The following is a 25,119-nucleotide window of genomic DNA, read 5'->3' as shown; positions in this document are numbered from 1 at the left end:
GGTGGTTGCGACTTTAGGTATCATCGGTCTGTGAGGTTGAGTTGCGAGCGGAGCATTAGCATCGTGCATGATGCGGCGAATGATATGTTTTCCGGGGCATAAATGGCGCGGGAGCCAAAAAAATGTCTTAGCGGAGATGAATCTTCGCAGAAGATGGTGCCGGTGTGATGCCGATGAATTTCAATAAGGTATGAAACGGATAGTGCCACTGACGAAGAGATAAGAATCGTCGTTCCTTTCTTCGTGGAGACGGGATCGTCGGGTTCACCGGGCCTGTCGTATTTATCCCGATCCAGAATAATTCTTTCAAATTTGACGTTTAGCGATAATGAATGGATCGCCTGAGCTATCGCGTCATATTCTTCTGGCGATGTAACCGCCAGGAATCTTGCATTCACTTGCTCCGATTCTCGCGGAGTGGGGCGCCAGTCAGTCACGGAGCATGTTCTGCGAGGTCGACAGAACGCCTCGCTCTTTATGATTGCGCCATCGGTAGACAACGGAAGGATTTCGGGAGGCGCTCCATCGGGGGAGGGGATGCCAAATACGATGCCTCTGGGCGCCGCGCCCGTGTCCTGGAGGTGGTAAGCGATGCTTCTAAACGCCGCTGACCGAATTTCGGGATCGGCTATCTGGGCCAAATCAGTTGCGTCTATGCACAATGGCCCTCGACCACGCTCTACATCCTTGCTGTCTGGCTCAAAGGCAAATATGTTTCTAAGTTGGGAGCGGACGCTTGTTGCGCTGTGTCGTTTCTCCACGTAAGTGCGCGCGCGCTCGCCTAAGTGAAGTCGAAAATCCTTGTCGTTTCTGAGGGTCAGAATGGCGTCGCCAAGCTGTTTCTGATTGGGGCTCGCGGCGATCGCATATGTGCAATCGTCGGGAAACTCAGCCATAGATCCGACCGGGTTTGTTATGGTCGGAATCCCAGAAGACATGGTGTCCAAGGCAGCACGCGAGCTCTCACCTTTCGAGCTTCCTCGAAGTTGAATGGCGATGTCGGCGGCGGCGAGGTAGTCCTCGTAAACGTCCTTGGAGATTCGCCCGGTTATGCGAAACTCATAGGGTGCATTTCGGGCGTGACGCCGCAGCGCCTGTCCGTACTTGCCCGGTGCATCTCCAACAAACGCGAGAACTAGCTCTCTGGCCCCCTTGCGGTAGGCAATGTCCGCAGCATGGGCGATCAGGTGGTGCAATTTTGTGGGGGAGACAATTCCAAACGAACAAACAAGTAGTTTGTCGCTAGAAATATCAAGAAAAGACCTCGAAACTTCTCGGTCTTTTCTAACTATATGGTGAATCTGAGGGACAAAATGTATTTTCTGTGAATCTACGGAGCTTGATATGAGTCTCTTTGCGTGATCGGAGTGGACAATTACGCTCTTGGCACGCTGCGTTATGAATTCAATGGAGTAGCCAGCCGTACCAGTAACGTCGTGGGGCACGCGCGCGTCTTTCATGGTGACATGATCGAGCTCTTCGCTCCCACAGAGCGCGGCAGTCAGAAGGTCGGAAAGAACGATGTCATGAAGAACGACATCACCCAGGACGCGATGAAGAAGTTCGCAAGCATATATGTGAAAACGAGAATTGCCGATCTGATACAGCACTCTGTCATAGTGATTACGCTGTTTTTGGAGAAAGTCCGCGGGAGACACCGCGCGAGAAAGGCTAGTGACGAAGGTCCCTGGCGGGACGGATTCGGTCACGATCTCCACCGCGTAATCGATCTCCAGGGCGGCGCAGAGATCGATTGCGTAGTCGGCCACTCCTGTCGGTGACGGAGGAACGGGAGAGACTAGTGCAAGCCGGGGACGTTCCATGGGCATGTATTTATATGTCGGCCATATATGTCGCTTTTATACTTCCCAATCGGCACCATCCATCGATGCGCGGTCGTTCAAGGATCAAGCGAAGGGTATTGACCTCACCCGACTTCCAGTGACGCCTCAGGGAAACGTGATGGATGCCTGCGGCGAGCGAAAAGTGCTTTCCTGCATCCGCCGCGTCGACAGGCGCCCAGTCGATCGAGAGAAGGACCGGATCATGGTCGGTGCGCAGCTCCAGGTCGAAGTCCAGCCGCCATAATCCACGGGGGAGGACGATGTTTGGCCCGAAGGTCAAGCATCGCCGGCGCCCGGTCAGAGGCCGAAATTCGCCACCATTCTGAGACTCCTCAAAAAGAGCACGTTCGGGCCAGTCGAATTGTGAGCCGGCCGGCACTGGCAGGACGCGAAACATATCGAGCACCTCGTGGCTCGGCACTTCTGTCGCCGCCAGGGATTGGATGGGAAACGACAGTTCGGTCTCTTCAGGCGAGTAATTTTTGTAGGGATCGAGCGTGGTCCAGCCAATGTCGGATCGCTCATGCAACGAAGAAAAATGCCTGCTGGTCCACTGTACCGCATACATGGGCTCGATCGAGGCAACAGTTTCTAGATAATCGGCGCAATGGTTCGGGGACGCCGAGACGAGAAAAATATTTGTGGTGTAGGGCAGCGCCTGTTCAATGCTCTCGCATGTGATCAGCATCCCGTGCGTGGCTGCCTGCTCCGGTGAGAGGGCCGATGCGTCGCGGACGGTCCATCCGTTGCTAGCTGCAGATTGATCTAGCTGTGCGCGCCATGTGTTGGCGTCTGGAAACGGCGAATAGACGATAGCGCACGTTCTACGAGAAGGGGTCAGGATCTCAGCCATGAATATATATCAACCGCCTCTTCAATATCAGCGAACATCTTGGCGCGGCCGCCCTCGACTATCAGAGCGCGATCGCAATTCTGCTTGATCATGGCGAGGTCGTGGGAAGCCATCAAAAATGCCCGGTGGGCGCGACGTTCAAAAAGCTCCTCTTGGCATTTTCGCTGAAATCTTGCGTCGCCCACCGCAACCAGCTCGTCGACTAGATAGCAGTCGAACTCAATGGCTAGCGACAGGCCGAATGCAAGGCGGGCGCGCATGCCGGCCGAATACTGCTTAACGGGCTTCTTTAGAGCAGGACCCAATTCAGCAAAATCATCGACTAGTTCAGTGAGCTCACGGTAGTCTTTCCGGTAGATGCGCGCCAGAAATCTAATGTTGTCGAGTCCGGTAAGGCTGCCTTGAAAGCCTCCTCCAAAGCCAATAGGCCAAGACGAGGTCATGTCCCATTTTATGTAGCCAGAACTTTGTTTAAGAGCTCCGCCCAAAATTTTGATGAGCGTCGACTTGCCTTGTCCGTTGCGGCCGAGAATGGCGAGGCGGCCATCTCGCTCAAGATTGAACGAGATGTCTGCGAACACTGGGCGGTTCGACTGCGGGTATTTTTTACCGAGCCCCTTTACCACAAGACCTGGCGAATTGGATTCGGCGGCCATTATTGACGGTGTTCCCGGATGCCCGCCCATATTAGCCACCCCAGCCCATAAACGCTGAGCGTGGACATGAGCACGATGAGGATGGAGATCAGCCGGCGGGGTTCGGTCGACTTGTCCGGGAGGTTGGGCTCGACGATCCGATCCAGGTAGAGTTGCTGGCGCCGGGCTTCGTTTCGAGCGGAAATATAGGCTGCGGTTGTCTGGGTGACTTCTCGGTCCGCAATTTCTCTTGCGAGAAGAAGGTCTTCGTATCCGCCAACCTGCGGCGCCAAGGAGCCCGCGGCGCCAGCCATTTTCGCACGCTCTATCGAAATCTGATTTTCATAGGCGCGTATGCGCGCATCGATAACCTCGATCTGTGGGCTGCTGGGCGTGAGTGACGCCACTTGCGCCTTCTCCGCTTTTAACACGGCTACCTGCTCCAGGAGCCCTCCAATGAGCTGGGTCATTTCGGACGCTGTGCGGCTCGGATCGATTATCCCGGAGCTGTTACGGAATGAGGTTAGCTTGCGTTGCGCCAGATCGCGCCGCGCTATGGCGTCATCACGCGATTGCAACGCCTCCTGGACGGCGTTTGACGCCGCGCGGTCGTTCAATTGGTTTACCAGCTGTTCGCTGCGGGCGAGCAGCGACGCGCTCATTCTCCGTGCGTCCTCAGGACGGAAAGCCCGGGCGCGAAGGGTGCTGATGCCCGTCGAGCTATCATACCCTACCTCCACAAATCTCAGGTAGGCCTTGAACAGATCTTCTTGCGACCGTCCCTCCCAGGGCCGGGGATATCGAGCAAGGGGGTCCGCATGGTTGGCGCGAAGAGCCTGCGGGAGGTCGATATCTTTAGCCAAGCCCTGCATGCCTGTGCGAGACAGAACGTACTCGTGCACGGCGAAAGCGTCCGTCTGTCCTGCCGGCAGGCCGATACCCTGGAGGGCGACGCCCAAGCCAGACGGCTGCGGCTGGGATGGCTGTCTGACGATAAAGCGAGCCTCGGAGACGTATTGGGGGGTGGCGACTAGGGTAAAGTAGACGGTAGCTGCCAGCGTCGGAGCCACGACAACGCCTAGGAAGCTAACAGGAAGCTTGCTCCACCACTGGCGAGACTTGGTTTTTGCTTCGTTATTGTCTGAGCTTGGGCCGCGATACTCAATCTCAACCTGCGTCATTGGTCGTATACTTTGCTTGAACGTTCATAATTATTCGACATCGATCCGGTCTCGGGATAGGGCGATGAGGATGATCCCGATGGTGTTCATGCCAAGCCCCCAGAAAAAGGCGTATGCTACATTGTAGTGAGTTTCCACAAACTCACCAAATATGCCAGCCCGTAACATTTCGATTGGGTGCGGGAAGGGGATATAAAGAAAAAGCTCCTGAAATTGATGCGGCATCCATGCAACCATGATGAATGCTCCGGAGAATGGAACGAGCAAGTAGGTCATGAGTCCCACAATACGCTCCAAAATCTCAAATCGCATTGATAGTCCGGTAAGCAAAAGTGCGAAACCTAGGCCGATCCAGGTTAAAAGAACCCATCCAGAATAAACCAAAATCATGTCTTTTGGCAGGCTCATCTCCCCCAAGGACATGAGTATGGCGTATACGAAGACAAAAGCGATGGTTGTGCCGCCGAATTCCAGAAGATTTCGAGCCGCGAATATATGAATGGGCGAGACGAATCTGTGGTGAAGAAGCCCCATATTCGCCTGCAATGCGGAAAGGCTATATGTCACCATGTGCCGCAGGAGGATTAGGCACATATATCCGCTCATCATGAATGCGGAAACTTTGATGCCGTTCGAGTAATCGGGTTTTGTCAAAGTCCATAGAACAAGGACGGCAAGGCAGAAGATAAGCGGCTCTAGGATTAACCAGGCGAAACCGATGCCTTCACGACCAAAGCGGGTGCTCGTCTCCCGCATCATCAGGGCGCCGATAATCCTAGCGTGATTTATCATTAGAGGTCGATCGCTCTAGAGGCCGATGGCGGGGAGTTCAGCGGGGCGCTTTCGTCTTCGGATAGACCATGGCGTCTACACGTTTTTTGTGGCGAGCGTCCATAAAGTCATTAGGGCGTGCGTAAGTGCGCGGCAGCTGGCGGGGCGAGCGCGACCGGCCCCCGCTATCGCCCGGCGCCAGGTGTTGCCCACTTTCGGCATTTTCAGAGACATGATCCTCTAGCTGTACGTCAGAATCCCCGCCGCCAGCTGCCCAGCAGGGCGTAGCCGGTGGGGGCACCCGCGCGGTGCTGCTCCTCGCGGCTGGCCACGGCCTCCAGCTGCAGCCACGACCCGCCGGGCAGGGCGTGCAGGCTGCGGACGCTGAAGTCGATCTGCCGCCCCGAGGGCGCGGCCGAGAAGCGCCGCTCCGAGAAGGTCACCGGGTCGAAATACTCCAGCGGGGCGTCGGCCAGGAAGGCGCTGAACGTCCCGTCCTCGATCCGCAGCGGCTGGGATATCTCCCAGCTCAGGCTGCTGCAGCCCAGCGCCTTGGCCAAGGACCAGGACGGGCAGGCCGACTGTAGGGCGATGCGCCAGGTCGAGCTGAGCGCCGGGGCCGACAGATGCAGGAACCGCCCCTCCAGCTCGGTGCGGCCCAGGCCCGCCTCGCCCGACACGATCAGACCGCGCCCCAGCGCCACATCCGCCCCGACCGCCGCGAAGCGGGTGCGCGACGGCAGGGCGAAGTCCGAGCGCGTCGGCAGATAGGCGCCCAGCGGCCCCATCCGTTCGTCCAGCGCCCCGACGCTGAACGACAGGCCCCCTCGGTCTTGGCCGCCGCGATCCTGCTCCTCGCCTGCAAAACGCCAGTCCAGCCCGGCGCGGGCGTAGGTCGAGGCGTCGCGCTCGACCGGACGCAGCGGCGCGCGGCGGTCGCCCGACCCGGTCTCGGCGCTGAAGGTCAGGGCGCCGAGCTTCAGCCCCCCGCGCAGGGCGTGGTCCGCCTGGGTCAGGGCGACGAAGCCGTCGCCGGACCCGCTGCGGAAGGGCGAACTGGCACCGCCCTGACCCTGCCAGGCGGTGAGGGACAGCCGACCCGCCTGCACGTCGAACAGAGCCTCGCTGCGCGTCTCGTCGCCCAGCCACGGCGCGTCGAACGGGGTGTAGCGGGCGACCACCGGCTCGGGCACGGCCACCTGCGTGGCGGCGGCCAGCGACAGACGCGTCCCGCCCGGCGCATCCAGCGTCACCTGCGACTGCTGCATCGGCGTCGGATTTCTGGGTTGATAGCTGCGGCGCGGCGCGGGGCCGTAGGCGGCGCCCAGGTCCACGCGGAACAGCCGCTCATATTCGTCATAGGCGATGGTGCTCAGCGCCCCCGTGCGGCCCAGGGCGTCGCCGAACGGTCCGCCGACATGGGCGCCGGGCTCCAGCGCGATATTCACCGCCGCCCCGGTCGCCATCGGCGCCGAGGTCGCGCCCACCGGCTGGAAGGCGCTGGCGATGTCCAGCAGGCCGCGGCCGTAGACGATGTCGGTTCCCGCATCGCCCGCCTCGCGCCCGGTGCGCAGCAGGATGTCTATGGCCTGCCGTCCGGTCAGGTTGGGGAAGGCCTCCAGCAGCAGGGCCAGCGCTCCCGCCACGGCGGGCGAGGCGAAGGAGGTGCCGTTCACCCGCCAGCAGCCCTCGTCCTCGCAGTCGACAATGACGTCGACGCCGGGCGCGGACAGGAAGGCGTTCTGCGACACGCCGGCGCGGTTGGAGAAGGCGGCGATCTGCTGGGCCTGGTCATGCGCCCCCGTGACGATGATGGCGCCAGCGAACCGGGGATCGCTGGCGTAGCGACCGGGCCATTCGGGGTTGGCGCCCTCCTCATTGCCCGAGGCGATGGCGAAGACCACGCCAGCATTGATCGCGCGCAGCAGGGCCGCCTCGAACTGGGCGCCCAGGGGGCTCTCGCCGCCGAGCGACAGATTGATCACCCGCGCTCCGTTCTGCACCGCATAGTCCAGGGCCCGCGCCAGGTCGCTGCTCTTGAAGCAGACCGTGTCGTCCGGATCGGTACAGTCGCTGACGTCGGCCCGGACCGACAGAATGGTCGAGTTGAAGGCCACCCCGACCGTGCCGTAATTGTTGAAGGGCGCGGCGATGACGCTCGCCACCCGCGTTCCGTGCCGGTCCTCGCCCTCGCGCTCGTTGCGACCGGCGACGATGTCTGTGGACAGGGGCGAGATGTTCGCGCCCAGATCCTGATGGTTCATGCGGATGCCGGAATCCACCACCCCGACGGTGACGCCGCGCCCGGTCGCGCCCGTGCGCCAGGCGGCGATGGCCTGAGCATCGGCCACGCCCCAGTTGCGTTGGTATTCGCGCGAGGCTTCCGACGGGATCGGCGGAGGGGGTGGCGGGGGCGGTGGTGGAGGAGGCGGCGGCGGCGGTGGCGGCGGCGGTGGAGGCGTGGGCGTGACGATGCCGCCTCCACCACCCCCTCCGCCCCCGCCGCAAGCGGCCAGCGGCGTCGCCAGCAAGCCCAGGACGCTGATCGAGATCGCGATCCGCCGCAGTCGATGAACAGCCATGGTTCCCTCTTCCGAAACCTATTGGGCCATTAGGCCGGTTTCGGAACGATTGACGAGCCTGTTTCGACAGCGCCGCTTGGGAATCAGTCGCGCAGCAGTTCGTTGACGCCGGTCTTGGCGCGGGTCTGGGCGTCTACGCGCTTGACGATGACGGCGCAATACAGGCTGGGGCCGCCGTTCGGGTCGGGCAGGGCGCCCGGCACCACGACCGAGTAGGCGGGCACCTCGCCCCGGAAGATCTCGCCGGTCGCCCGGTCGACGATCTTGGTCGAGCCCGACAGATAGACGCCCATGGCCAGGACCGCGCCCTCGCGCACGATGACGCCCTCGGCGACCTCGGCGCGGGCGCCGATGAAGCAGCCGTCCTCGATGATCGTCGGATTGGCCTGCAGCGGCTCCAGCACGCCGCCGATGCCGGCGCCGCCCGACAGGTGGACGTTCTTGCCGATCTGGGCGCACGAGCCGACCGTGGCCCAGGCGTCGACCATCGAGCCTTCGTCGACATAGGCGCCGATGTTCACGAAGGAGGGCATCAGCACCACGTTCTTGCCGACATAGGCGCCGCGACGGACGATGGCGCCGGGCACCGAGCGGAAGCCGGCGGCCTGATAGTCGGCCGCGCTCCAGTCGCCGAACTTGTTGGGCACCTTGTCCCAGAAGGGGCCGACCGCGGCCGGGTGATCGGCCGACAGCGGCAGGGTCGGCGCGTGGCCGGCGCGCATGATGACGTTGTCGTTCAGGCGGAAGGACAGCAGCACCGCCTTCTTCAGCCATTGATGCGTGGTCCACACGCCGTCTTCGCCGCGCGAGGCCACGCGCGCCTGGCCGGAATCCAGCAGGGCCAGGGCGGTCTCGACGGCGTCGCGCACCTCGCCGCGCGTGGCCGAGGATACCTCGGCGCGATCTTCCCAGGCGGCTTCGATCACGGATTCCAGGCGGGTCAGGTCGGTCATTGCGGATCTCCGTCAAGCATGGCGGCAGCCAGGAAGGGGCCCAGGGAGGCGGCCCGGTGTTGGATGTGGTCGCCCTCGGCGGTGAAGGCCTTGGGCCCGACCAGGACGGTCGTCATGCCGATGGCGTGCGCCGGTTCGAGGTTCTTGGGCGTGTCCTCGAAGAAGCAGGCGGTCGCCGGATCGACGCCGAAGCGGGCCAGCATCTTGTCGAAGGTGCGCGGGTCCGGCTTGGGGATCAGGTCGGCGTCCTCCAGGGCGAAGACGCCGTCGAAGAAGCGCGTCAGCTCCAGCCGCTCCATCACCCGTCGGGCGTGGCCGATCGAGCCGTTGGTGAATATCAGGCGCGGGCCTTGCAGCCGCTCCAGCGCCGCGTGCAGGCCGGGATCGGGCGTCAGCACGTCCAACGGCACGTCGTGCACCTCGGCCAGGAAGTCGTGCGGGTCGATCTGATAGTGCAGCATCAGCCCGGCCAGGGAGGTGCCGTAGTCGTGCAGATAACCCTTCTGCACGCTCAAGGCCTCGGCCGACGGCAGGCCCGAGGTGCGCACCACATACTGGTTGATGCGCTGCTCGACCTGCGTCAGGAACTGGCTTTCCGGCGGGTAGAGGGTGTTGTCGAGGTCGAACACCCAGGACCGCACGTGGCGCAGGTCGGCGCCGATCTCGGTGCTCGCCGCGAGCGGCCCGCCCGAAGCGTCTGCCGTCACTTCGCCTTCACCAGGGTGCCGGCGCCGTGCTCGGTGAACAGTTCGACGAGCATGGCGTGCGGACGTCGCCCGTCCAGGATGACCACGGCCTCGACCCCGGCGCGGACGGCGGCCATGGCCGTCTCCAGCTTGGGGATCATGCCGCCGGTGGCGACGCCGTCGTCGATCAGGCCTTGCGCCTCTTCCAGCGTCATCTGGCGGATGATCTCCCCGTCGGCGCCCTTGACCCCCGGCACGTCGGTCAGCAGCAGCATCCGCTTGGCGTGTAGCGCGCCGGCGACGGCCCCGGCGACGGTGTCGGCGTTGACGTTATAGGTCAGGCCGTCTTCGGCCACCCCGATGGGGGCGATGACCGGCACCCAGTCCTCGGTCTCGGAGGCGATCAGCCCCTTGATCAGCTTGGGATCGACCTTGGTCGGCTCGCCGACGAAGCCCAGATCGACCTCATGCTCGATCATGCTGTCGGGGTCGCGCTTGGTGCGCTTGGTCTTCTCGACCGTCAGCAGGCCAGCGTCCTTGCCCGACAGGCCGACGCCACGCACGTCGGCTTCCTTGCCGGCGACGGTGATCCAGTGGGCGATCTCTTTGTTCACGGCGCCGGACAGGACCATCTCGGCCACCGACATGGTGTCCTTGTCCGTTACGCGCAGGCCGTCGACGAAGGCCGACTTCACGCCCGCCTTGTCCAACATGGCGCTGATCTGCGGCCCGCCGCCGTGCACGACCACGGGGTTCACGCCCATCAGCTTCAGCAACACCACGTCGGCGGCGAACTGCCGGGCCACGGCGCTCTCGCCCATGGCGTGGCCGCCGTATTTGATGACCACGGTCTCGCGGTCATACACCTGGATATAGGGCAGGGCCTCAGCGAGCGTCTTCGCCGTCTCCCAGCCGCGTTCCTCGGATTGCCGATCAGTCTCTATCATGGTGCGCGCTCGATAGCGGGCAAGGGCGCGGGAGTCACGGGCAAGGTGCTGGTGAAGTGAGCGAGGTTGTCATTCTTTCGTAATTCTGTGATCGGGTACTTTCTTCGACGCGACTCAAATTAGGCATCCACGCATGAGATTATATCCTGTCATTATGTGCGGCGGTGCGGGAACCAGGCTTTGGCCGGCATCTCGCCCCTCAAGGCCTAAGCAGTTCATTCCGCTTTCAGGTAACCGCTCCCTTTTTCAGGAAGCAGTTTTACGAACTCAGCCGCTGGTTTCGGACGGTGGGCGCATAATTGTTATTGGCGGCCAGGCGCATCGAGGCGCCATTTTAGAACAGCTCCATGAAATCGATGTCGTTGCTCAAGTTCTCCTTGAGCCGGAGGCGCGAGATTCAGCAGCCGCGATGGCCGCGGCGGCCGCATGGACGGAACAGCACGACGCTGACGGCGTGAACATTTTTGTCGCGTCAGATCATCACATTCCGGACCATCGCGCCTTCTGCGATGCGGTACGGAAGGCAAGCGAATGCGCGTCGAAGGGGCATATCGTCACTCTAGGCGTCAAGCCGACAGAGCCCTCGACAGCTTATGGTTATATTCAGGCGGCGGCGGATGGCATTGCCCCAGTACGGCAGTTTGTAGAGAAGCCAGACCGAGTTGTAGCGCAGGAATACATTAAGAAAGGTTTTCTTTGGAACAGTGGCAACTTTATAATTTCTGCTAAAATTCTTCTCTCTGAGCTCGCCCATTATGCTCCCGATGTTCTTCAGGCGGCGATGGCGTCGGTTGAAGGCTGTTCGGGCGAAGTCGTCGAACTAGGCGTCGAATTTCGTTCGACGCCCAAGATTTCGATCGACTATGCCTTGATGGAGCGTACGCAGCGCGCTTGGGTCATGCCGGTGGATTTCCAATGGTCGGATCTGGGGGCCTGGGACGCGGTCGCCGCAACCGGCGAAGGGGAGTTCGGCGGCCATATCTTCGAAGACGCTGAGGGGTGTATGGCTCGCGCACCCGAAGGCGTGGTCGTCGCGGCGTTGGGGGTTCGAAACCTGGGCATTGTGGTCGAAGACGACGCGGTCTTGGTATGCGATCTGGCTCGAGCTCAAGACGTGAAGAGGGTGGTGGAAAGACTGCGAAAGTCTTCTCCACAGCACATGGATTTTGTTCAGCCGGAAGTAGAGACGCTCGAGGTTGGATCGCGCAGATTTAGTGAGTGGTTGCGCTTGCGCGCATTGCCGCTTTGGTCGTCCGTTGGGCAGTCTGAGAATGGAGCTTTTGCAGAGTTGCTCAATCTTGATGGGCGAACTGTAGCGGCGGAGAGACGTGCGCGCGTTCAAGCTCGACAGATTTATGTTTTCGCGCAGGCCGGCCTGCTTGGCTGGCAAGGAGCGTGGCGTCAGAATGTCATTGCGGGACTCTCATATTTGGAGCGGGCCTTCCTGCGTCCTGACGGCCTCATGCGAACGTTGGTGGCGCATGACGGCTCGCCTCTGGACAATGATTTCCGGGTCTACGATCAGGCTTTTCTTCTACTCGCGCTAGCGACCGCGCAGAAAGCGGGCGTCGATTGGGCGGGGCGGGGTGAAGCTATTGCCCGCGACGTGAGAATTCGTCTGCTCAAGATGGCAGACCAATCGGGTGCCATCGTGGAAGCGGGAGATCAGCCCTACCAGTCGAACGCCCACATGCACCTGCTGGAGGCGGCTCTGGCGTGGTCGGAAGTCAGCTACGATCCGGCATGGAAGGCGCTTGCTGAGCAGGTCGCAAGCTTGGCGGTCAATGTTTTTATGGATTCAAAGACAGGTCGATTGAGAGAGTTCTTTGAAGCTGACTGGATGCCAGCTTCGGGAGAATCCGGGCGTCTTGTCGAACCTGGACACCAATTCGAGTGGGCCTGGCTGCTGGGGCGGCTATACCGGCATGAAGGTGATCCGCGTTGGCTCGCAGCCGCAAAAACCTTGTTTTACCGCGGGCTTGAAGGCGTGGAGGTTTGGGGTCAAGTCGCCGTGGATGCCATGGACGAGGATGGGAACATTTGTAAGCGGCGTGCGCGGCTCTGGCCTCAGACAGAGTGGCTCAAGGCGTCTCTGCTTCTTGCAGCTTTATGCCCGGCCGATGAAGCTCGTTTTCTTTCCGAGGCTGCTCGCGCCCAGCGCGCCGTCTGGACGTATCTTACGGACGATGGGCTTTGGCGAGATAAGAGACTTGAAAGCGGCCGGTTCATTGAAGAGGCGTCGCCTGCTAGCTCTTTGTACCATATCGTCTCTGCTTTTACCCAGGTAGCTGAAGCAGCAACCTTGAAGGGCGACGCTGCCGCACTTTCTCTGAGTTAAGGAGCAAGTTAACTTGTTGTAGCTTTTAGAACACTGTGCGGTTGCATGATGCGGGAATCAACCGTTTCGTGCTCGACCGCATATGGCGACGCTGGTAAGGGTCACCCTAGGCGGTGACCCTGCAATATCGCCCAATTGTCAACAGATCTCGGAGGGCCGCATCACATGCGTGTCAAGAGTTTGATCCTGGCGTCGAGCGCGGCGGCCGCCCTGGCCCTGTCGGCCGGCGCAGCATCGGCTGAGCCCGATGGCTGGTACGGCGCGATCGACGCCGGCTACCACATCATCGACGACATCAATACGGAAGCCTCGGCGACCGGCCACAACTGGAACTGGGAAGTCAACGACGGCTGGGCGGCTTTTGCTCGCCTGGGCTACCGTTTCAACCCGAACTGGCGCGCTGAACTCGAAGGCGGCTACCGCTCGGGCGACATCGGCACCGTGCGCGCCGTCTCGGGTCCGCAGGGCCTGTGCAACCTGACGCCGGCCACCGGTCCGTGCCACTCGCCGGAAGGCGACATCACGTCGACCACCCTGATGGCCAACGTCATCTATGACTTCGGCACGCCGGACTGGACCCTGCGTCCGTTCGTCGGCCTGGGCGTGGGCGTCAACCGCGTCAACACCGACACCGTCGGCCGCCTGCGTCAGACGCCGGGCGTGACCTTCGGCGCTGACGACAGCTCGACCAAGTTCGCCGCCCAGGCGATCGCCGGTCTGGCCTGGGCCGTCTCGGACCGCGCCAACGTCGACCTGACGTACCGTTACCTGACGGGCGACATGGAGTTCGACACCCGCACCTCGGGCACGGGCGCCATTCCGTTCGGCACCCTGGCGGGCGACTATGACCAGTCGCACACCGTGACGCTGGGCCTGCGCTATGCGTTCGGCGCCGAGCCGGTCGCCCCGCCGCCGCCGCCCCCGCCGCCGCCGCCCCCGCCGCCTCCCCCGCCCCCGCCCCCGCCGCCGCCTCCGCCGCCTCCGGCCAAGCCGGCTGCCCGTCAGTTCGTGGTCTACTTCGACTTCGACCGTTCGGACCTGACGGCGGAAGCCCGCTCGGTGGTGACGCAAGCCGCCAACTACGCCAAGTCGGGCGCTCCGACGCGCGTGCTGGTGGTCGGCCACACCGACACCTCGGGCAACGCGGCCTACAACATGGGCCTGTCCAACCGCCGTGCGCGCACCGTGGCTGACGCCCTGGTCGCTCAAGGCGTCAACGGCGGCGTGATCTCGCTGGACGGCAAGGGCGAAACCGCCCCGGCCAAGGCCACCGGCGACGGCGTGCGCGAGCCGCTGAACCGCCGCGCCACCGTCGACATCAACTTCTAAGGCTCAAGGGGGCCGGTTCATCCCGGCCCCCGCGACCAAGAAGCGTCGATAAGATCAAGGACGGTCAGCCCGCAGGGGCCGATCGTCCTTTTTCTTTGCGCCAAAGCCGCCCTTGCTGGCGCCTGTCTTCATCGACGGCTATCTGCTGAGGACGACTTCTAGAGGAGTGCTTTGATGCGCGTCGCCATGATCGGAACGGGCTATGTCGGCCTGGTGTCTGGGGCCTGTTTCGCCGATTTCGGCCACACGGTGACCTGCGTCGACAAGGACGCCTCCAAGATCGACCGCCTGCACCAGAACATCATGCCCATCTATGAGCCGGGCCTGGACGATCTGGTGGCGACCAACGTCAAGGACGGGCGCCTGTCCTTCGCCACGGACGGCGCCGAGGCCATCCGCAGGGCCGACGCCGTCTTCATCGCCGTCGGCACCCCCTCGCGGCGCGGCGACGGCCACGCGGACCTGTCCTACGTCTATGCGGCGGCCGAAGAGATCGCCGATCTGATGCAGGGCTTCACGGTAGTGGTGACCAAGTCGACCGTCCCGGTCGGCACCGGCGGCGAGATCGAGCGCATCATCCGCGAACGCCGTCCCGACGCCGACTTCGCCGTCGTCTCCAATCCCGAATTCCTGCGCGAAGGCGCCGCGATCGGCGACTTCAAGCGCCCCGACCGCGTCGTCGTCGGCACGGACAACGAGCGCGCCCGCGCCGTCATGGCCGAACTCTATCGCCCGCTGAACCTGAACGAGACGCCGATCATGTTCACGGGCCGCCGCACGTCCGAGCTGATCAAATACGCGGCCAACGCCTTCCTGGCGATGAAGATCACCTTCATCAATGAAGTCGCCGACCTGTGCGAGGCGGTCGGCGCTGATGTGCAGCAGGTGGCCCGCGGCATCGGTCTGGACAATCGCATCGGCTCGAAATTCCTGCACGCCGGGCCGGGCTACGGCGGTTCGTGCTTTCCCAAGGACACCCTGGCCCTGGTGCGCACGGCGACCGACGCCGGCTCGCCGGTTCGCCTCATCGAGACGACGGTGGCCATCAACGACGCCCGCAAGAAGGCGATGGCCGACCGCGTCGCCGAGACGCTGGGCGGCGATCTGAAGGGGCGGACGGTGGCGCTGCTGGGCCTGACCTTCAAGCCGAACACCGACGACATGCGCGATGCGCCGTCCCTGGATGTCGCGCCGGCCCTGATCGCGCGCGGGGCGACGGTTCAGGCGTTCGACCCCGAGGGCATGGAGGAGGCCGCCAAGCTTCTGGACGGCGTCGTCTTCAAGAGCGGCCCCTATGACGCGGTCGAGGGCGCCGACGTGGTGGTGATCCTGACCGAATGGAACCAGTTCCGCGCGCTGGATCTGGACCGGGTCAAGCTGCTGTTGAAGCAGCCGGTCATGGTCGATCTGCGCAACGTCTATCGCCCGGACGACATGAAGGCGCGGGGCTTCCGCTATACGTCGATCGGCCGACCCGACCACGCCGCCTGATCAACGGCTTCTAGAAGAACAGGGCCCGTCCCGCCGCGATGACGACGGCGGCGGTGACCACGGCGGCGAACGCTGCTGTGGCGCCAAGCCTCAACGCCCTGCCCAGCGCCCGACCCGCCGCGTCGTCATCCATGTGAAGCTCCCTGATCGCGGACACCAAAGCCGCGCGGACAGGGAACCGCAATAGGCGAACCGGCTTGGGGCAGGGCGGTTCCAAGAAAAAGGGCGGCCCGTTAAAGGGCCGCCCTGCATCCTCAACCCGGCGTCGGGATCAGCCGGTGAACGGACGGATCAGGATTTCGACCCGGCGGTTCTGCGCCTTGCCCTGGACCGTATCGTTCGAAGCGATCGGATTGCGGGCGCTCATGCCCGCGACGTAGAGGCGCTCGCGCATCACGCCGCGGTCGATCAGATAGGAGGCGACGGACGACGCCCGGCGCTCCGACAGGGGCTGGTTGATCGCATCGCCGCCCGAGGAGTCGGTATGGCCGATAACGTCGACCATCGACCGGTCATACTCGTTCAGCACGCGGGCCACGTCGTCCAGCACCGGCAGGAAGCGGGCGTCCAGCGACGACTGGCTGGACGCGAAGGTCACGTCCGACGGCATGCGCAGGACCAGGTTGTCGCCCTGGCGCGCCACGCCGACGCCGGTGCCCGACAGCTCGGCTTCCAGGGCGCGCTGCTGGCGGTCCATGTATTGGCCTACGCCGGCCCCGGCCAGGGCGCCGACGCCCGCGCCGATCAGGGCGTTCTTGCGGCCCTGTTCGCCGCTGGAGGTGTTGGTCAGATAGCCCAGCAGGGCGCCGCCGACGGCCCCGGCGATGGCGCCCGTGCCGGTGTTGTTGCGACGCGGCGCAGAGCTGTAGGGGTCAGTGGTGGTGCAGGCGGCGGCGCCCAGCAGGGCGGCGATGCTCAGGCCTGTGACGGCAAGCTTGGCGCGCATAGGTGATCCTTTCGATAGTGATCCGGTCGCAGGAACGCCGCCATATGGTGAAGGTTCCAATCTGTACCCGTCATGAACGGAACCGGCTGGGTTTTCACAGCGGTTGCGACCGCGGCGAGCGTTGACCGCGCGGCCCCGGCCCCCCATCTGTAACAGCGGCCGGGCGCTTTGCCGATCGCGGGAGGCGCCGGACGGCCGAGGTCGCTTTTCCATGAGGACCCCATGACCACCCGCGCCTTGCTGTTCGACAGCCCCTTCCTGCTGGGCTTCGACCAAACCCGAGCCCTGATCGACCGCGCCGCCAAGGCGGCGGGCGAGAGCTATCCGCCCTATAACGTCGAACAGATCGGCGAGGCGGCCGTCCGCATCACCCTGGCGGTGGCCGGTTTCACGCCGGACGATCTGTCCGTCACCGTCGAGGGACGCCAGCTGACCATCACCGGCAAGCGCGAGGACGCCGGCCGCGACCCGCAGGCTTTTCTGCATCGCGGGATCGCCGCGCGCGGATTCGTGCGCAGCTTCGTCCTGGCCGACGGGCTGGAGATTTCCGGCGCGCAGCTGGAGCACGGCCTGTTGCACGTCGACCTGATCCGCCCGGAGCAGGAAAAGCTGGTGCGGCGCATCCCCATCACCACGACGGGCTGAAAAAGCCGTCGAACCGCTCGGCTTTCCGGGCGTTCAGTCAAGCGTAAGGAGGCGGTCTTATGACGCCCATCATGACCAAGAAGGACTTCGCCGGTTTCGGCGCCCCCGATCTCGTCTACGTCCGCGCCATCCGCGCCTCGGACGTGATGGCCGACGCCCACGTCGAGCCGGCGGCGGACATCGAGATCGACCCGGACCAGATCCTGTACGCGGTGCACGGCGCCGACGGAGAGCGTCTGGCCGTCATGCTGGATCGCGAAACCGCCTTCGCCGCCGCCGTCGCGCACGAGCTTGAGCCGGTCTCGGTCCATTGATTTTGCTGAAAGAATAAAGGCGCGGGCCGCTGGGCGCCGCGCCTTTGGCCGGTCAGGCGGCCGTCTTGGACACGTCCTTGACGAACAGGGCGCGGATGGCGTCCACGGTGCGCGCTTGGCGCAGTTGCTCGCGCAGCTCCGGCGAGCGCAGGGCGCGCGACACCGCCGCCAGGGCGCGCAGGTGTTCGGCGCCGGCGTCCGTCGGCGCAAACAGGGCGAACAGCAGATCGACCGGACGATCGTCCAGCGATTCATAGGCGACCGGCGTATCCAGACGGACGAAGACGGCGCACACCTGCTCCAGCCCCTTGATGCGGGCGTGCGGCACGGCGACGCCGGATCCCAGGCCGGTGGAGCCCAGGGCTTCGCGTTCCAGCAGAGCCTCGAAGGCGCGCTCGGCGTCCATTCCCGTCGCGCTGGCGAAGGCCTCGGCGACGGCGTGCAGCGCCTGACGTTTGGATGAGGCGCCGCCTCGCAGGACGATCCCGTCCGGCGACAGCAAATCAGCAATGTCCATGACTACCCCGAAAACGGTACCCGACATGTGCGGAAGGGCGAGGGCCTAATAGCGCCTTCGCCCTTCCATAGGAAGTGTTTCAGCCGACGCGTTTGACCGCGCCGTTCACCGTACGCTCCGGGTCGATCCAGCCCACATTGCCGTCAGGGCGGCGATAGACCACGGCCAGGCCGCCGTGGGCGGCGTTGCGGAACATCACCAGCGGATAGCCGGTCATGTCCAGTTCGGCCACGGCGCGCCCCACGGTCAGGGTGCGGATCTCGGACTGGGTCTCGGCGATCACCATGCCCACCGGAGGCGGCTCGTCCGGGCGGCCCGCGTCGCCGAACTCTTCATCCTCGACCGAATCGGGATCGCGGAAGATGGTCAGGGCGGCGACTTCGCGCGCCGCGTCCTCGGTCTTCTCGGGGGACAGGCCCTTGGGACCGATATGGTGATCCTTCAGGCGGCGCTTATAGCGGCGGACCCGTTTCTCCAGCTTGTCCAGACTGTCGGAGAAAGCGGCCTGGGCGTCGCCGCCGAAACCGGTCGTCACCAGCGATTGGCCCGAAGCCAGGCGCACCCAGCAGTCAACGCGGAAACCATGGCGGTCCTTGGAGACCACGACCTCGGCGTCCTGGGCGCCGCGGGCGAAATATTTGCCGATGCCCTCTTCGAGTTCCTGGGAGATGCGCGAGCCTAGCGCTTCGCCGACATCCACTTGTTTGCCGCTGACTTGTATCTGCATAGCCATACAACGCGACGGACCGCGTTTGGTGTCAACGTCGATCACCGATTTGTGGTGAAGCTTGGCGGGGGCGTGATCAGGCGGTCTTGAGCAGGCGACGGCGCTGGACGGACGACGGAATTTTCAAGGCTTCCCGGTACTTGGCGACCGTGCGCCGGGCGATGTCGATGCCGGCCTCATTGAGGATTTCGACGATCCGATCGTCGCTCAGCACCTCGCCGTCCGCGTCCTCGGCGTCGATCATGGTCTTTATCCGGCGGCGCACCGCTTCGGCCGAATGTGCGGCGCCGCCGTCGCTGGACTGGATGGCGGCGGTGAAGAAGAACTTCAGCTCGAACACCCCGCGCGGGGTGGAGACGTATTTGTTCGATGTGACGCGGCTGACGGTGGATTCGTGCATCTCGATGGCTTCCGCCACCGTCTTCAGCGTCAGCGGACGGAGGAACTCGACGCCGAAGGCCAGGAAGGCGTCCTGCTGGCGCACGATCTCCGACGAGACCTTCAGGATGGTCTTGGCGCGCTGATCCAGCGACTTGACCAGCCAGCTGGCCTGGGCGGCGCAGTCGGCGACGAAGGTCTTCTCCGTGTCGGACCGGGCGCCCGCCGCGACCACCGCATGATAGCGCTTGTCCATCAGCAGCCGGGGCAGGGTGTCGGCGTTCAGCTCGACCCGCCAGCCGCCGGCCGGGTCGGGGCGCACATGAACGTCGGGCACGACCGTCTGGGCCGGTTCGCCGCCGAACCCGGCGCCGGGACGCGGCGTCAGGCCCTTCAGCTCGGCGATCATCTCGGCCAGATCCTCGCCGTCGACGCCGCACGCCTTGCGCAGGGCGGTCAGGTCGCGCCGCGCCAGCAGCTCCAGGTTCTCCAGCAGGGCCGCCATCGCCGGATCGAAACGGTTGCGCTCGACCAGTTGCAGCGTCAGGCATTCGGCGATCGAACGGGCCATCACCCCCGTCGGCTCGAAGCCGTGGCAGACGCTCAGAACCGCTTCCACGCGGGCGACGTCCACGCCCAGCCGCTCGGCGATCTCGGCCAGATCGGCGCGCAGATAACCGCCTTCGTCCGTGGCGTCGATCAGGGTCAGGGCGATGCCGTGATCGGCCGCCGACAGGCCCGCCGCCGAGGCCTGGGCCTGCAGGTGCTCCCACAGGGTCAGGTCGCGATGATCGGGGCGCTCGCGCTCTTCGCCGTCAGCCATGCCGCCGGCCCCCGTGCGGGACCAGTCGTTCAGGCCGGGCTGGGCGGCGCCGTCCTCCTGACGGTCGCTGACCCGTTCGCCAGGCGCGGCGTCGCCGTACAGATCGTCCGAGGCCGCGTCCATGTTCTGGGCGTGGGCGTCGGACCCCTCGACGAAACTCAGTTCCGCCTCGCCGCCGTGGTCCGAGGCGGCGTCGTTGGCGGCGTCGCTCGCGGAGTCTGGCGCGCCGTCGCCTCCGGCGTCAGCCTCGTCGCGTTGCAGCAGGGGATTGCGTTCCAGTTCGGCCTCGACGAAGGCCTCCAGCTCCAGGTTCGACAGTTGCAGCAGCTTGATCGCCTGCTGCAGCTGGGGCGTGATGACCAGCCCCTGCCCCTGCCTGACCTCCAGCCTCTGACCGATCACGTCGCTTCAACCCCGCCTGCGCACCAAGTGGCCCGCTTCTTGCTGGGGATGATGGGGCAGAGCCGTTAACGGGCGGTGATCAGGCGCCGCAGCCAGCGGCGCCCCGCGGCGTCTTAGCCGTACATCTCGCCCAGATAGACGCGGCGCACCTCGGCGTCGGCGACGGCTTCGTCCGCCGTGCCCTCGAACAGGACCGCGCCCGACGAGATGATCGAAACGCGGTCGATGATGTCCAGCGTCTCGCGCACATTGTGGTCGGTGATCAGCACGCCGATGCCCTGGCTCGACAGATAGCGGATCACCTGGCGGATATCGGCGATGGCCAGGGGGTCGATGCCGGCGAACGGCTCGTCCAGCAGCATGAAGCTGGGTCGCGCGGCCAGAGCGCGGGCGATCTCGACGCGGCGCCGCTCGCCGCCGGACAGGCCGGTGGCCGGGGCGTGGCGCAGGTGGTCGATGCGCAGCTCCTCCAGCAGGCGGGACGTCTCGTCGCGCGCGCCGGCGGCGGTCTTCTCGCGCAGTTCGACCACGGCCTTGACGTTCTGCTCGACCGTCATGCCGCGAAAGATGGAGGCTTCCTGCGCCAGATAGCCCAGGCCCATGCGGGCGCGCTGGTACATGGGCTGCTGGGTGATGTCCTCGTTGTCCAGCCAGATCGAGCCGCTGTCGGCGGGGATCAGGCCGGTGATCATGTAGAAGCAGGTGGTCTTGCCCGCCCCGTTGGGCCCCAGCAGGCCGCAGACCTCGCCGCGCTGGACGTTCAGGGAGACGTCGCGCACCACCTGCCGCTGGCCGAAGCTGCGGGCGATGTGCTCGACGCGCAGGCCTGTCGGGCGCGCGTCCTCGACCGCCGTCGCCGTCGGTTCGAAGACCGGCGCGTCCAGGTTCAGGGCGGAGAGTTCCTTGCGCGCCACGCCGCCTCAGTTCCCTTGCGGATAGAAGACGCCCTGGACGCGGCCGTTGCCGCCGCCGCCCTCGATGCGCGCCGTCTCGGTGCGGACGTTGTAAACCAGGCGGCTGCCGGTCAGCACGCTCTTGCCCTGGGTCAGGATGACGTCGCCGGTCACCACGACGTTGCCGTCGTTCAGGGTGTAGACGGCGCGGTCGCCCTTCATGCTCTGGTCCGGGGTGACGAAGTAGACGCCGCCGCTGGCCTCGATGCGGTTCAGGTCGCCATTGGACGTAAAGCCCCGGATGGCGTCGGCGCGAAGGCGGTTGCCGCCTTGCGTCACCTCGGCGCGGCCGCGCAGCGAGAAGCCGTCGGGCGTATACTCGCCGCTGTCGGCGCCGTACTGGACCGGCTGGCGGCTGGCGTCGGCGCGGTTCTGGGCCCCCGACACGGCGGGCAGCATCAGGGCGGTCAGCAGGGCCGCGCCCGCGATCGTCAGCTTGGACTTGGACAGTTTCATCGGTCGGCTCCGGCGGGATTGATCGTCCCGGTTACCTTGTTTTCGCCCTGGCCGTTGAAGACGACCCTCTGGCCCTGATCATAGATCGCATAAGACGAAGCATCGATGCTTCCAAGGGGGCCGCGACCCTGCACCCCCTTGTCGCCGGTGACCACCCCGGTGTCGGTGTCGACCACGGCTTCGGGCGTGGTCAGCTCCCAGCCGGTGCCGCCGTCCGAGATCTTCACGTTCGGGCCGATGACGACCTTGCGCTGGGTCTCGATATAGGTGCCGCCGTCCGCGCTCAGCTCGGTCGTCTTACGCGCCCCCAGGTTCAGCCGCAGCAGGGGGCCGACCAAGCGGAAATGGCCGGTGGCCGGGTCGCGCACCGCGCCCTGGGCGCCGATGACGAAGGAGCGCCCTTGCGCGTCCTGGCCGTGGAACATCGGATTATCCAGGCGGATCTCGCGGCTTTCGTTGGCCTTGCGCTCGACCCCGGACATGACGGTGCGGAACACGGTCCAGGTCAGGGCGCCGCCCGCCAGCATCACGATGACGATCGGCAGGACGCGCCGATACAGCTTCACCCGTCGCGAGCGCGTGCGCCAGCGTTCGCCGGCGCGGGCGACGCGCGCCTCGTCGGCGCGCTTCTGCTCGTCCTGGACGTCGGGCTCGCTCATCGGCGTCTCGGGTTCGATCCTTTAGGCGTGGGCGAAGATGTCGATCTCGTCCCAACCGGCCAGGTCGAGGCGCGAACGCATGGGCAGGAAGTCGAAGCAGGCCTGGGCCAGCTCCATGCGGCCCTCGCGGACCAGCATCTCGTTCAGCCGGTTCATGATGACGTGCAGGTGAAGAACGTCCGAGGCGGCGTAGTCCAGCTGCGCCTGGCTCAGTTCGGCCGAGCCCCAGTCCGAGCTCTGCTGCGCCTTGGACATCTCTATCCCGGCCAGTTCGCGCGACACGTCCTTCAGGCCGTGGCGGTCGGTGTAGGTGCGCGCCAGCTTGGACGCGATCTTGGTGCAGTAGACCGGGCGCGTCTCGACGCCCAGGTGCAGCTCGAACATGCCGATGTCGAAGCGGCCGAAGTGGAAGATCTTCAGCACCTTGGGATCGGTCAGCAGCCTCTTCAGGTTGGGGCAGTCATAGGCCGGGCGGTTCAGGCGCACGACGTGGGCGTTCCCGTCGCCCGACGACAGCTGCACCACGCACAGCGGATCGCGGCGGAAGCGCAGGCCCATCGTCTCGGAATCGATCGCCACCTCGGGGCCCAGGTCCAGGCCGTCGGGCAGGTCGCCTTCGTGGAAATAAACCGTCATGCGCGCAAACTCGTTCGTCGTTCAGGCCGCAACATAGACGAACCGCGCGCCACCGCCAGAACACAGGCGCCGGAACTCGGGCTCGACTTCGCCGTCGCGGCCGCGGGGGAGGGAAGATCAGGGCCGAAATGACAAACGGCGCCGCATCCTATCGGATACAGCGCCGCTTGAGAAATGGTGCCCAGGAGAAGACTCGAACTTCCACGACCGTTAAGCCACTGGCACCTGAAGCCAGCGCGTCTACCAATTCCGCCACCTGGGCCCGGTGGGTCGCCCCGCCGAGGGCCGGACTAATAGGGGGGAGCCTCGGGGCGGTCAACAGGCTTTTTTCGCTTTCGTGAAAAAACTGCGCCGTTGACCAAAAGCTCCGGGAAATCCGCGCACTATCAGGCCAGCCAGACCATCATCCGCGTATCGGCGCTCTCGCCCCGCGCGCGGCTGAAGGCCGGACGGGTCTCGCCGGTATACAGGAAGCCCGCCTTTTCCAGCACCCGGCCCGAGGCGGGATTGTCGGCGAAGTGGCCCGCCATCAGGGCGCGCCGCTTCCATCGCGTGGACGCCCAGACCAGGGCGCCTTCCAGCGCCTCGGTCGCATAGCCCCGGCCCCAGAACTCGCGGCCGATCCAGTAGCCGGTCTCCGGCACGGCGTCGGCGTCATGGAACATGCCGACGACGCCCACGGGGCCGTGGTCCTCGTGCTCGATCAGGAAGGTGTTGGCCTTCCTCGGGTCCTGGGAGGCGACCTGCAGCACGAAGTCCTCGGCATGGTCGACGCCGAAGGGGTGGGGCATCCGCATGGTCATGCGGGCGATGTCGTGGTCGTTGGCCAGGGCGGCGATCCGCGACACGTCCTGGGCGCCGGGCGCGCGCAGCAGCAGGCGCCGCGTCTCGATGACGGGGGAGGTTTCGATCACGCACATGGTTCGGCCTCGATGTCTTCGGCGCCGCCTCCTTGGAGGGCTCGGGCGGCATTCGAGGCGGGGAAACGCAAACGGGGAGCCTGGTGATCCAGACTCCCCGCGGAATATTTTCCCTTGGTCCGGATCGGCTGCTGTCGAGAGCAACGCGATCCGGGGAAATACTGTCCTGGCTTCGCGTTACTCGGCGGCCATCGCCTGGGCGTCGTCGTTGGCCGGGAGAATCGACACGTAACAACGGCCGCCACGTTTGGTGGTGAACTGGACGGCGCCGGTCACAGTGGCGAACAGGGTGTGGTCGCGGCCCAGGCCGACGTTGGTGCCCGGGTGGAACTTGGTGCCGCGCTGACGCACGAGGATGTTGCCGGCCAGCACGTGCTCGCCGCCGAACTTCTTCACGCCAAGGCGTTTCGACTCTGAGTCGCGGCCGTTACGCGACGAACCGCCAGATTTCTTGTGAGCCATCTTGCTGCTCCTCTTCCTTGGTGCGCTACCGCCCGTTGGGGCTGCTTGAGCGCGCCATCTGTTCTGCTAGGCGCTGATCCAGCGCCGGTGAAAATCTTAGGCTTCGGCGCCTTCGGCGGCGTCAGCCTTGGCGGCCTTCTTGGCCGGAGCCTTCTTGGCCTTCGGGGCTTCGGCTTCGACAGCCTCGACGCGCGGGGCCAGGCCGCGAGCGCGGGCGTTGATCTCGGCCTTGGTCATCAGGTCGACCGCGCCGTCCCACTTCGCCTTCTCGCCGGCGCCTTCGATGCCGGTGATGCGCAGGACCGATTCCATCTGGCGATGGCCGTTCGTGCGGCGATAGCCCTGACGACGGATCTTCTTGAAGATCTTGATCTTCTCGCCCTTGCGGGTCTCGATCAGCGTGGCTGCGACAGCGGCGCCGTCGATCAGCGGAGCGCCGACCGTAACACCCTTGTCGCCGCCCAGCATGAGGACTTCACCGAAATTGACGGCAGCGCCAGCGTCGCCGTCGATCTTCTCGACAACAATCACATCGCCCGGTTGAACCCGGTACTGCTTTCCGCCGGTCTTGATCACCGCGTACATTAGGAAGCCTCAGCGTGAACGCAAAAATGGATGCGCCCGCCAGGAGACCCTGCGGGCGAAGAGCGGCGACATATACGGATGGTCAC

At 64.6% G+C, this 25,119-nt stretch carries 26 protein-coding genes and 1 tRNA gene; 5 read left to right on the top strand and 22 right to left on the bottom strand.

All coding sequences use genetic code 11. The features are described 5' to 3' along the window. Positions 1-20 precede the first annotated feature (20 nt). The 9 genes from PIB44_RS13895 to argB all read right to left on the bottom strand — a co-directional run bounded on the left by PIB44_RS13895 (position 21) and on the right by argB (position 10,452). Positions 21-1,769 (bottom strand): glycosyltransferase family 4 protein, encoded by a 1,749-nt coding sequence (locus PIB44_RS13895; RefSeq protein WP_278069805.1) that lies wholly within the window; start codon positions 1,767-1,769, stop codon positions 21-23. 64 nt (positions 1,770-1,833) lie between these two features. Beyond that, positions 1,834-2,697: a hypothetical protein gene (locus PIB44_RS13890; protein ID WP_278069804.1), complete on the bottom strand. Its 864-nt coding sequence runs from the start codon at positions 2,695-2,697 to the stop codon at positions 1,834-1,836. Then, a complete protein-coding gene (locus tag PIB44_RS13885) occupies positions 2,682-3,353 on the bottom strand; it encodes an ABC transporter ATP-binding protein (RefSeq protein WP_278069803.1) in 672 nt (223 codons plus the stop codon). The genes PIB44_RS13890 and PIB44_RS13885 overlap by 16 nt, the downstream gene beginning before the upstream one ends. Then, positions 3,353-4,513: a KpsE/RkpR family capsule polysaccharide export protein gene (locus PIB44_RS13880; protein ID WP_278069802.1), complete on the bottom strand. Its 1,161-nt coding sequence runs from the start codon at positions 4,511-4,513 to the stop codon at positions 3,353-3,355. Before PIB44_RS13880 ends, PIB44_RS13885 begins: the two co-directional genes overlap by 1 nt. A gap of 30 nt (positions 4,514-4,543) precedes the next feature. After that, positions 4,544-5,272, bottom strand: coding sequence for an ABC transporter permease (locus PIB44_RS13875; RefSeq protein ID WP_278069801.1), 729 nt, complete (start codon positions 5,270-5,272; stop codon positions 4,544-4,546). A 263-nt stretch (positions 5,273-5,535) separates the two neighbouring features. Next, positions 5,536-7,866, bottom strand: coding sequence for a S8 family peptidase (locus PIB44_RS13870; protein ID WP_278069800.1), 2,331 nt, complete (start codon positions 7,864-7,866; stop codon positions 5,536-5,538). A gap of 83 nt (positions 7,867-7,949) precedes the next feature. Continuing rightward, positions 7,950-8,819 carry a 2,3,4,5-tetrahydropyridine-2,6-dicarboxylate N-succinyltransferase gene (dapD, locus tag PIB44_RS13865; protein ID WP_278069799.1) on the bottom strand — a complete coding sequence of 290 codons (870 nt, stop codon included), beginning with the start codon at positions 8,817-8,819 and terminating at the stop codon, positions 7,950-7,952. Next, positions 8,816-9,526 (bottom strand): pyrimidine 5'-nucleotidase, encoded by a 711-nt coding sequence (locus PIB44_RS13860; RefSeq protein WP_134581662.1) that lies wholly within the window; start codon positions 9,524-9,526, stop codon positions 8,816-8,818. The genes dapD and PIB44_RS13860 overlap by 4 nt, the downstream gene beginning before the upstream one ends. Continuing rightward, a complete protein-coding gene (argB, locus tag PIB44_RS13855) occupies positions 9,523-10,452 on the bottom strand; it encodes an acetylglutamate kinase (protein ID WP_025978669.1) in 930 nt (309 codons plus the stop codon). Before argB ends, PIB44_RS13860 begins: the two co-directional genes overlap by 4 nt. Positions 10,453-10,585: 133 nt before the next feature. Here argB and PIB44_RS13850 point away from each other — a divergent pair, with 133 nt between their 5' ends. From PIB44_RS13850 to PIB44_RS13840, 3 genes are all read left to right on the top strand, one after another. Continuing rightward, positions 10,586-12,790 carry an AGE family epimerase/isomerase gene (locus tag PIB44_RS13850; protein ID WP_278069798.1) on the top strand — a complete coding sequence of 735 codons (2,205 nt, stop codon included), beginning with the start codon at positions 10,586-10,588 and terminating at the stop codon, positions 12,788-12,790. Between the two features lie 165 nt (positions 12,791-12,955). Next, the gene (locus PIB44_RS13845; protein WP_278069797.1) at positions 12,956-14,119 is read left to right on the top strand and encodes an OmpA family protein; all 1,164 of its coding nucleotides are present in this window, start codon (positions 12,956-12,958) and stop codon (positions 14,117-14,119) included. Positions 14,120-14,293: 174 nt separating this feature from the next. Continuing rightward, positions 14,294-15,610: a UDP-glucose dehydrogenase family protein gene (locus PIB44_RS13840; protein ID WP_278069796.1), complete on the top strand. Its 1,317-nt coding sequence runs from the start codon at positions 14,294-14,296 to the stop codon at positions 15,608-15,610. A gap of 10 nt (positions 15,611-15,620) precedes the next feature. On the opposite strand, the gene PIB44_RS13835 is transcribed toward PIB44_RS13840, so the two are convergent. Together PIB44_RS13835 and PIB44_RS13830 are read right to left on the bottom strand one after the other, a co-directional pair. Then, positions 15,621-15,743 carry a hypothetical protein gene (locus PIB44_RS13835; protein WP_268750894.1) on the bottom strand — a complete coding sequence of 41 codons (123 nt, stop codon included), beginning with the start codon at positions 15,741-15,743 and terminating at the stop codon, positions 15,621-15,623. Between the two features lie 138 nt (positions 15,744-15,881). Further along, positions 15,882-16,556 (bottom strand): YiaD family glycine zipper/OmpA-like lipoprotein, encoded by a 675-nt coding sequence (locus PIB44_RS13830; RefSeq protein ID WP_025977766.1) that lies wholly within the window; start codon positions 16,554-16,556, stop codon positions 15,882-15,884. 222 nt (positions 16,557-16,778) lie between these two features. Between PIB44_RS13830 and PIB44_RS13825 the strand changes: the two genes are divergently transcribed. Both PIB44_RS13825 and PIB44_RS13820 read left to right on the top strand, forming a co-directional pair. Continuing rightward, positions 16,779-17,201: an Hsp20 family protein gene (locus tag PIB44_RS13825; protein ID WP_025977765.1), complete on the top strand. Its 423-nt coding sequence runs from the start codon at positions 16,779-16,781 to the stop codon at positions 17,199-17,201. A 59-nt stretch (positions 17,202-17,260) separates the two neighbouring features. After that, the gene (locus PIB44_RS13820; protein ID WP_003169641.1) at positions 17,261-17,515 is read left to right on the top strand and encodes a DUF1150 family protein; all 255 of its coding nucleotides are present in this window, start codon (positions 17,261-17,263) and stop codon (positions 17,513-17,515) included. Between the two features lie 52 nt (positions 17,516-17,567). Here PIB44_RS13820 and ptsN read toward each other — a convergent pair whose 3' ends face one another. The 11 genes from ptsN to rplU all read right to left on the bottom strand — a co-directional run bounded on the left by ptsN (position 17,568) and on the right by rplU (position 25,033). Continuing rightward, the gene (gene ptsN / locus PIB44_RS13815) at positions 17,568-18,032 is read right to left on the bottom strand and encodes a PTS IIA-like nitrogen regulatory protein PtsN (protein WP_025977764.1); all 465 of its coding nucleotides are present in this window, start codon (positions 18,030-18,032) and stop codon (positions 17,568-17,570) included. Positions 18,033-18,111: 79 nt separating this feature from the next. Next, on the bottom strand, positions 18,112-18,759 hold the full coding sequence (gene hpf / locus PIB44_RS13810) for a ribosome hibernation-promoting factor, HPF/YfiA family (RefSeq protein ID WP_025977763.1): 648 nt from the start codon (positions 18,757-18,759) through the stop codon (positions 18,112-18,114). 76 nt (positions 18,760-18,835) lie between these two features. Further along, complete coding sequence (gene rpoN / locus PIB44_RS13805) at positions 18,836-20,362, bottom strand: RNA polymerase factor sigma-54 (protein ID WP_278069795.1); 1,527 nt, start codon at positions 20,360-20,362, stop codon at positions 18,836-18,838. A 113-nt stretch (positions 20,363-20,475) separates the two neighbouring features. Then, positions 20,476-21,276: an LPS export ABC transporter ATP-binding protein gene (gene lptB, locus PIB44_RS13800; RefSeq protein ID WP_278069794.1), complete on the bottom strand. Its 801-nt coding sequence runs from the start codon at positions 21,274-21,276 to the stop codon at positions 20,476-20,478. A 6-nt stretch (positions 21,277-21,282) separates the two neighbouring features. Next, entirely contained in the window at positions 21,283-21,771 is a 489-nt protein-coding gene (locus PIB44_RS13795) for an LptA/OstA family protein (protein WP_025977760.1), read from the bottom strand. Beyond that, positions 21,768-22,430 carry an LPS export ABC transporter periplasmic protein LptC gene (gene lptC, locus PIB44_RS13790; protein WP_278069793.1) on the bottom strand — a complete coding sequence of 221 codons (663 nt, stop codon included), beginning with the start codon at positions 22,428-22,430 and terminating at the stop codon, positions 21,768-21,770. Before lptC ends, PIB44_RS13795 begins: the two co-directional genes overlap by 4 nt. Before the next feature lie 21 nt (positions 22,431-22,451). Next, on the bottom strand, positions 22,452-23,066 hold the full coding sequence (locus tag PIB44_RS13785; protein WP_278069792.1) for a ribonuclease D: 615 nt from the start codon (positions 23,064-23,066) through the stop codon (positions 22,452-22,454). Positions 23,067-23,241: 175 nt separating this feature from the next. Then, a tRNA-Leu gene (locus tag PIB44_RS13780) sits at positions 23,242-23,328 on the bottom strand. 124 nt (positions 23,329-23,452) lie between these two features. Continuing rightward, complete coding sequence (locus PIB44_RS13775; protein ID WP_025977757.1) at positions 23,453-23,986, bottom strand: GNAT family N-acetyltransferase; 534 nt, start codon at positions 23,984-23,986, stop codon at positions 23,453-23,455. Between the two features lie 177 nt (positions 23,987-24,163). Further along, entirely contained in the window at positions 24,164-24,448 is a 285-nt protein-coding gene (gene rpmA / locus PIB44_RS13770) for a 50S ribosomal protein L27 (RefSeq protein WP_134581630.1), read from the bottom strand. 96 nt (positions 24,449-24,544) lie between these two features. Continuing rightward, on the bottom strand, positions 24,545-25,033 hold the full coding sequence (gene rplU / locus PIB44_RS13765) for a 50S ribosomal protein L21 (RefSeq protein WP_025977755.1): 489 nt from the start codon (positions 25,031-25,033) through the stop codon (positions 24,545-24,547). Positions 25,034-25,119: the final 86 nt, after the last annotated feature.

The sequence above is a fragment of the Brevundimonas sanguinis genome, assembly GCF_029636725.1.
GTDB classification, from domain to species: Bacteria; Pseudomonadota; Alphaproteobacteria; order Caulobacterales; family Caulobacteraceae; genus Brevundimonas; species Brevundimonas sanguinis.
Note: the sequence above shows the minus strand (reverse complement) of the source record. Positions and strands in the feature narration are given on the sequence as shown.

Bases quoted from the DNA above. Each gene is read 5' to 3' on its own strand.
- PIB44_RS13890 (WP_278069804.1), bottom strand. From the start codon at position 2,697: ATGGCTGAGATCCTGACCCCTTCTCGTAGAACGTGCGCTATCGTCTAT.
- PIB44_RS13885 (WP_278069803.1), bottom strand. From the start codon at position 3,353: ATGGCCGCCGAATCCAATTCGCCAGGTCTTGTGGTAAAGGGGCTCGGT.
- PIB44_RS13880 (WP_278069802.1), bottom strand. From the start codon at position 4,513: ATGACGCAGGTTGAGATTGAGTATCGCGGCCCAAGCTCAGACAATAAC.
- PIB44_RS13875 (WP_278069801.1), bottom strand. From the start codon at position 5,272: ATGATGCGGGAGACGAGCACCCGCTTTGGTCGTGAAGGCATCGGTTTC.
- PIB44_RS13870 (WP_278069800.1), bottom strand. From the start codon at position 7,866: ATGGCTGTTCATCGACTGCGGCGGATCGCGATCTCGATCAGCGTCCTG.
- dapD (WP_278069799.1), bottom strand. From the start codon at position 8,819: ATGACCGACCTGACCCGCCTGGAATCCGTGATCGAAGCCGCCTGGGAA.
- argB (WP_025978669.1), bottom strand. From the start codon at position 10,452: ATGATAGAGACTGATCGGCAATCCGAGGAACGCGGCTGGGAGACGGCG.
- PIB44_RS13850 (WP_278069798.1), top strand. From the start codon at position 10,586: ATGAGATTATATCCTGTCATTATGTGCGGCGGTGCGGGAACCAGGCTT.
- PIB44_RS13845 (WP_278069797.1), top strand. From the start codon at position 12,956: ATGCGTGTCAAGAGTTTGATCCTGGCGTCGAGCGCGGCGGCCGCCCTG.
- PIB44_RS13840 (WP_278069796.1), top strand. From the start codon at position 14,294: ATGCGCGTCGCCATGATCGGAACGGGCTATGTCGGCCTGGTGTCTGGG.
- PIB44_RS13835 (WP_268750894.1), bottom strand. From the start codon at position 15,743: ATGGATGACGACGCGGCGGGTCGGGCGCTGGGCAGGGCGTTGAGGCTT.
- PIB44_RS13830 (WP_025977766.1), bottom strand. From the start codon at position 16,556: ATGCGCGCCAAGCTTGCCGTCACAGGCCTGAGCATCGCCGCCCTGCTG.
- PIB44_RS13825 (WP_025977765.1), top strand. From the start codon at position 16,779: ATGACCACCCGCGCCTTGCTGTTCGACAGCCCCTTCCTGCTGGGCTTC.
- PIB44_RS13820 (WP_003169641.1), top strand. From the start codon at position 17,261: ATGACGCCCATCATGACCAAGAAGGACTTCGCCGGTTTCGGCGCCCCC.
- ptsN (WP_025977764.1), bottom strand. From the start codon at position 18,032: ATGGACATTGCTGATTTGCTGTCGCCGGACGGGATCGTCCTGCGAGGC.
- hpf (WP_025977763.1), bottom strand. From the start codon at position 18,759: ATGCAGATACAAGTCAGCGGCAAACAAGTGGATGTCGGCGAAGCGCTA.
- PIB44_RS13795 (WP_025977760.1), bottom strand. From the start codon at position 21,771: ATGAAACTGTCCAAGTCCAAGCTGACGATCGCGGGCGCGGCCCTGCTG.
- lptC (WP_278069793.1), bottom strand. From the start codon at position 22,430: ATGAGCGAGCCCGACGTCCAGGACGAGCAGAAGCGCGCCGACGAGGCG.
- PIB44_RS13785 (WP_278069792.1), bottom strand. From the start codon at position 23,066: ATGACGGTTTATTTCCACGAAGGCGACCTGCCCGACGGCCTGGACCTG.
- PIB44_RS13775 (WP_025977757.1), bottom strand. From the start codon at position 23,986: ATGTGCGTGATCGAAACCTCCCCCGTCATCGAGACGCGGCGCCTGCTG.
- rpmA (WP_134581630.1), bottom strand. From the start codon at position 24,448: ATGGCTCACAAGAAATCTGGCGGTTCGTCGCGTAACGGCCGCGACTCA.
- rplU (WP_025977755.1), bottom strand. From the start codon at position 25,033: ATGTACGCGGTGATCAAGACCGGCGGAAAGCAGTACCGGGTTCAACCG.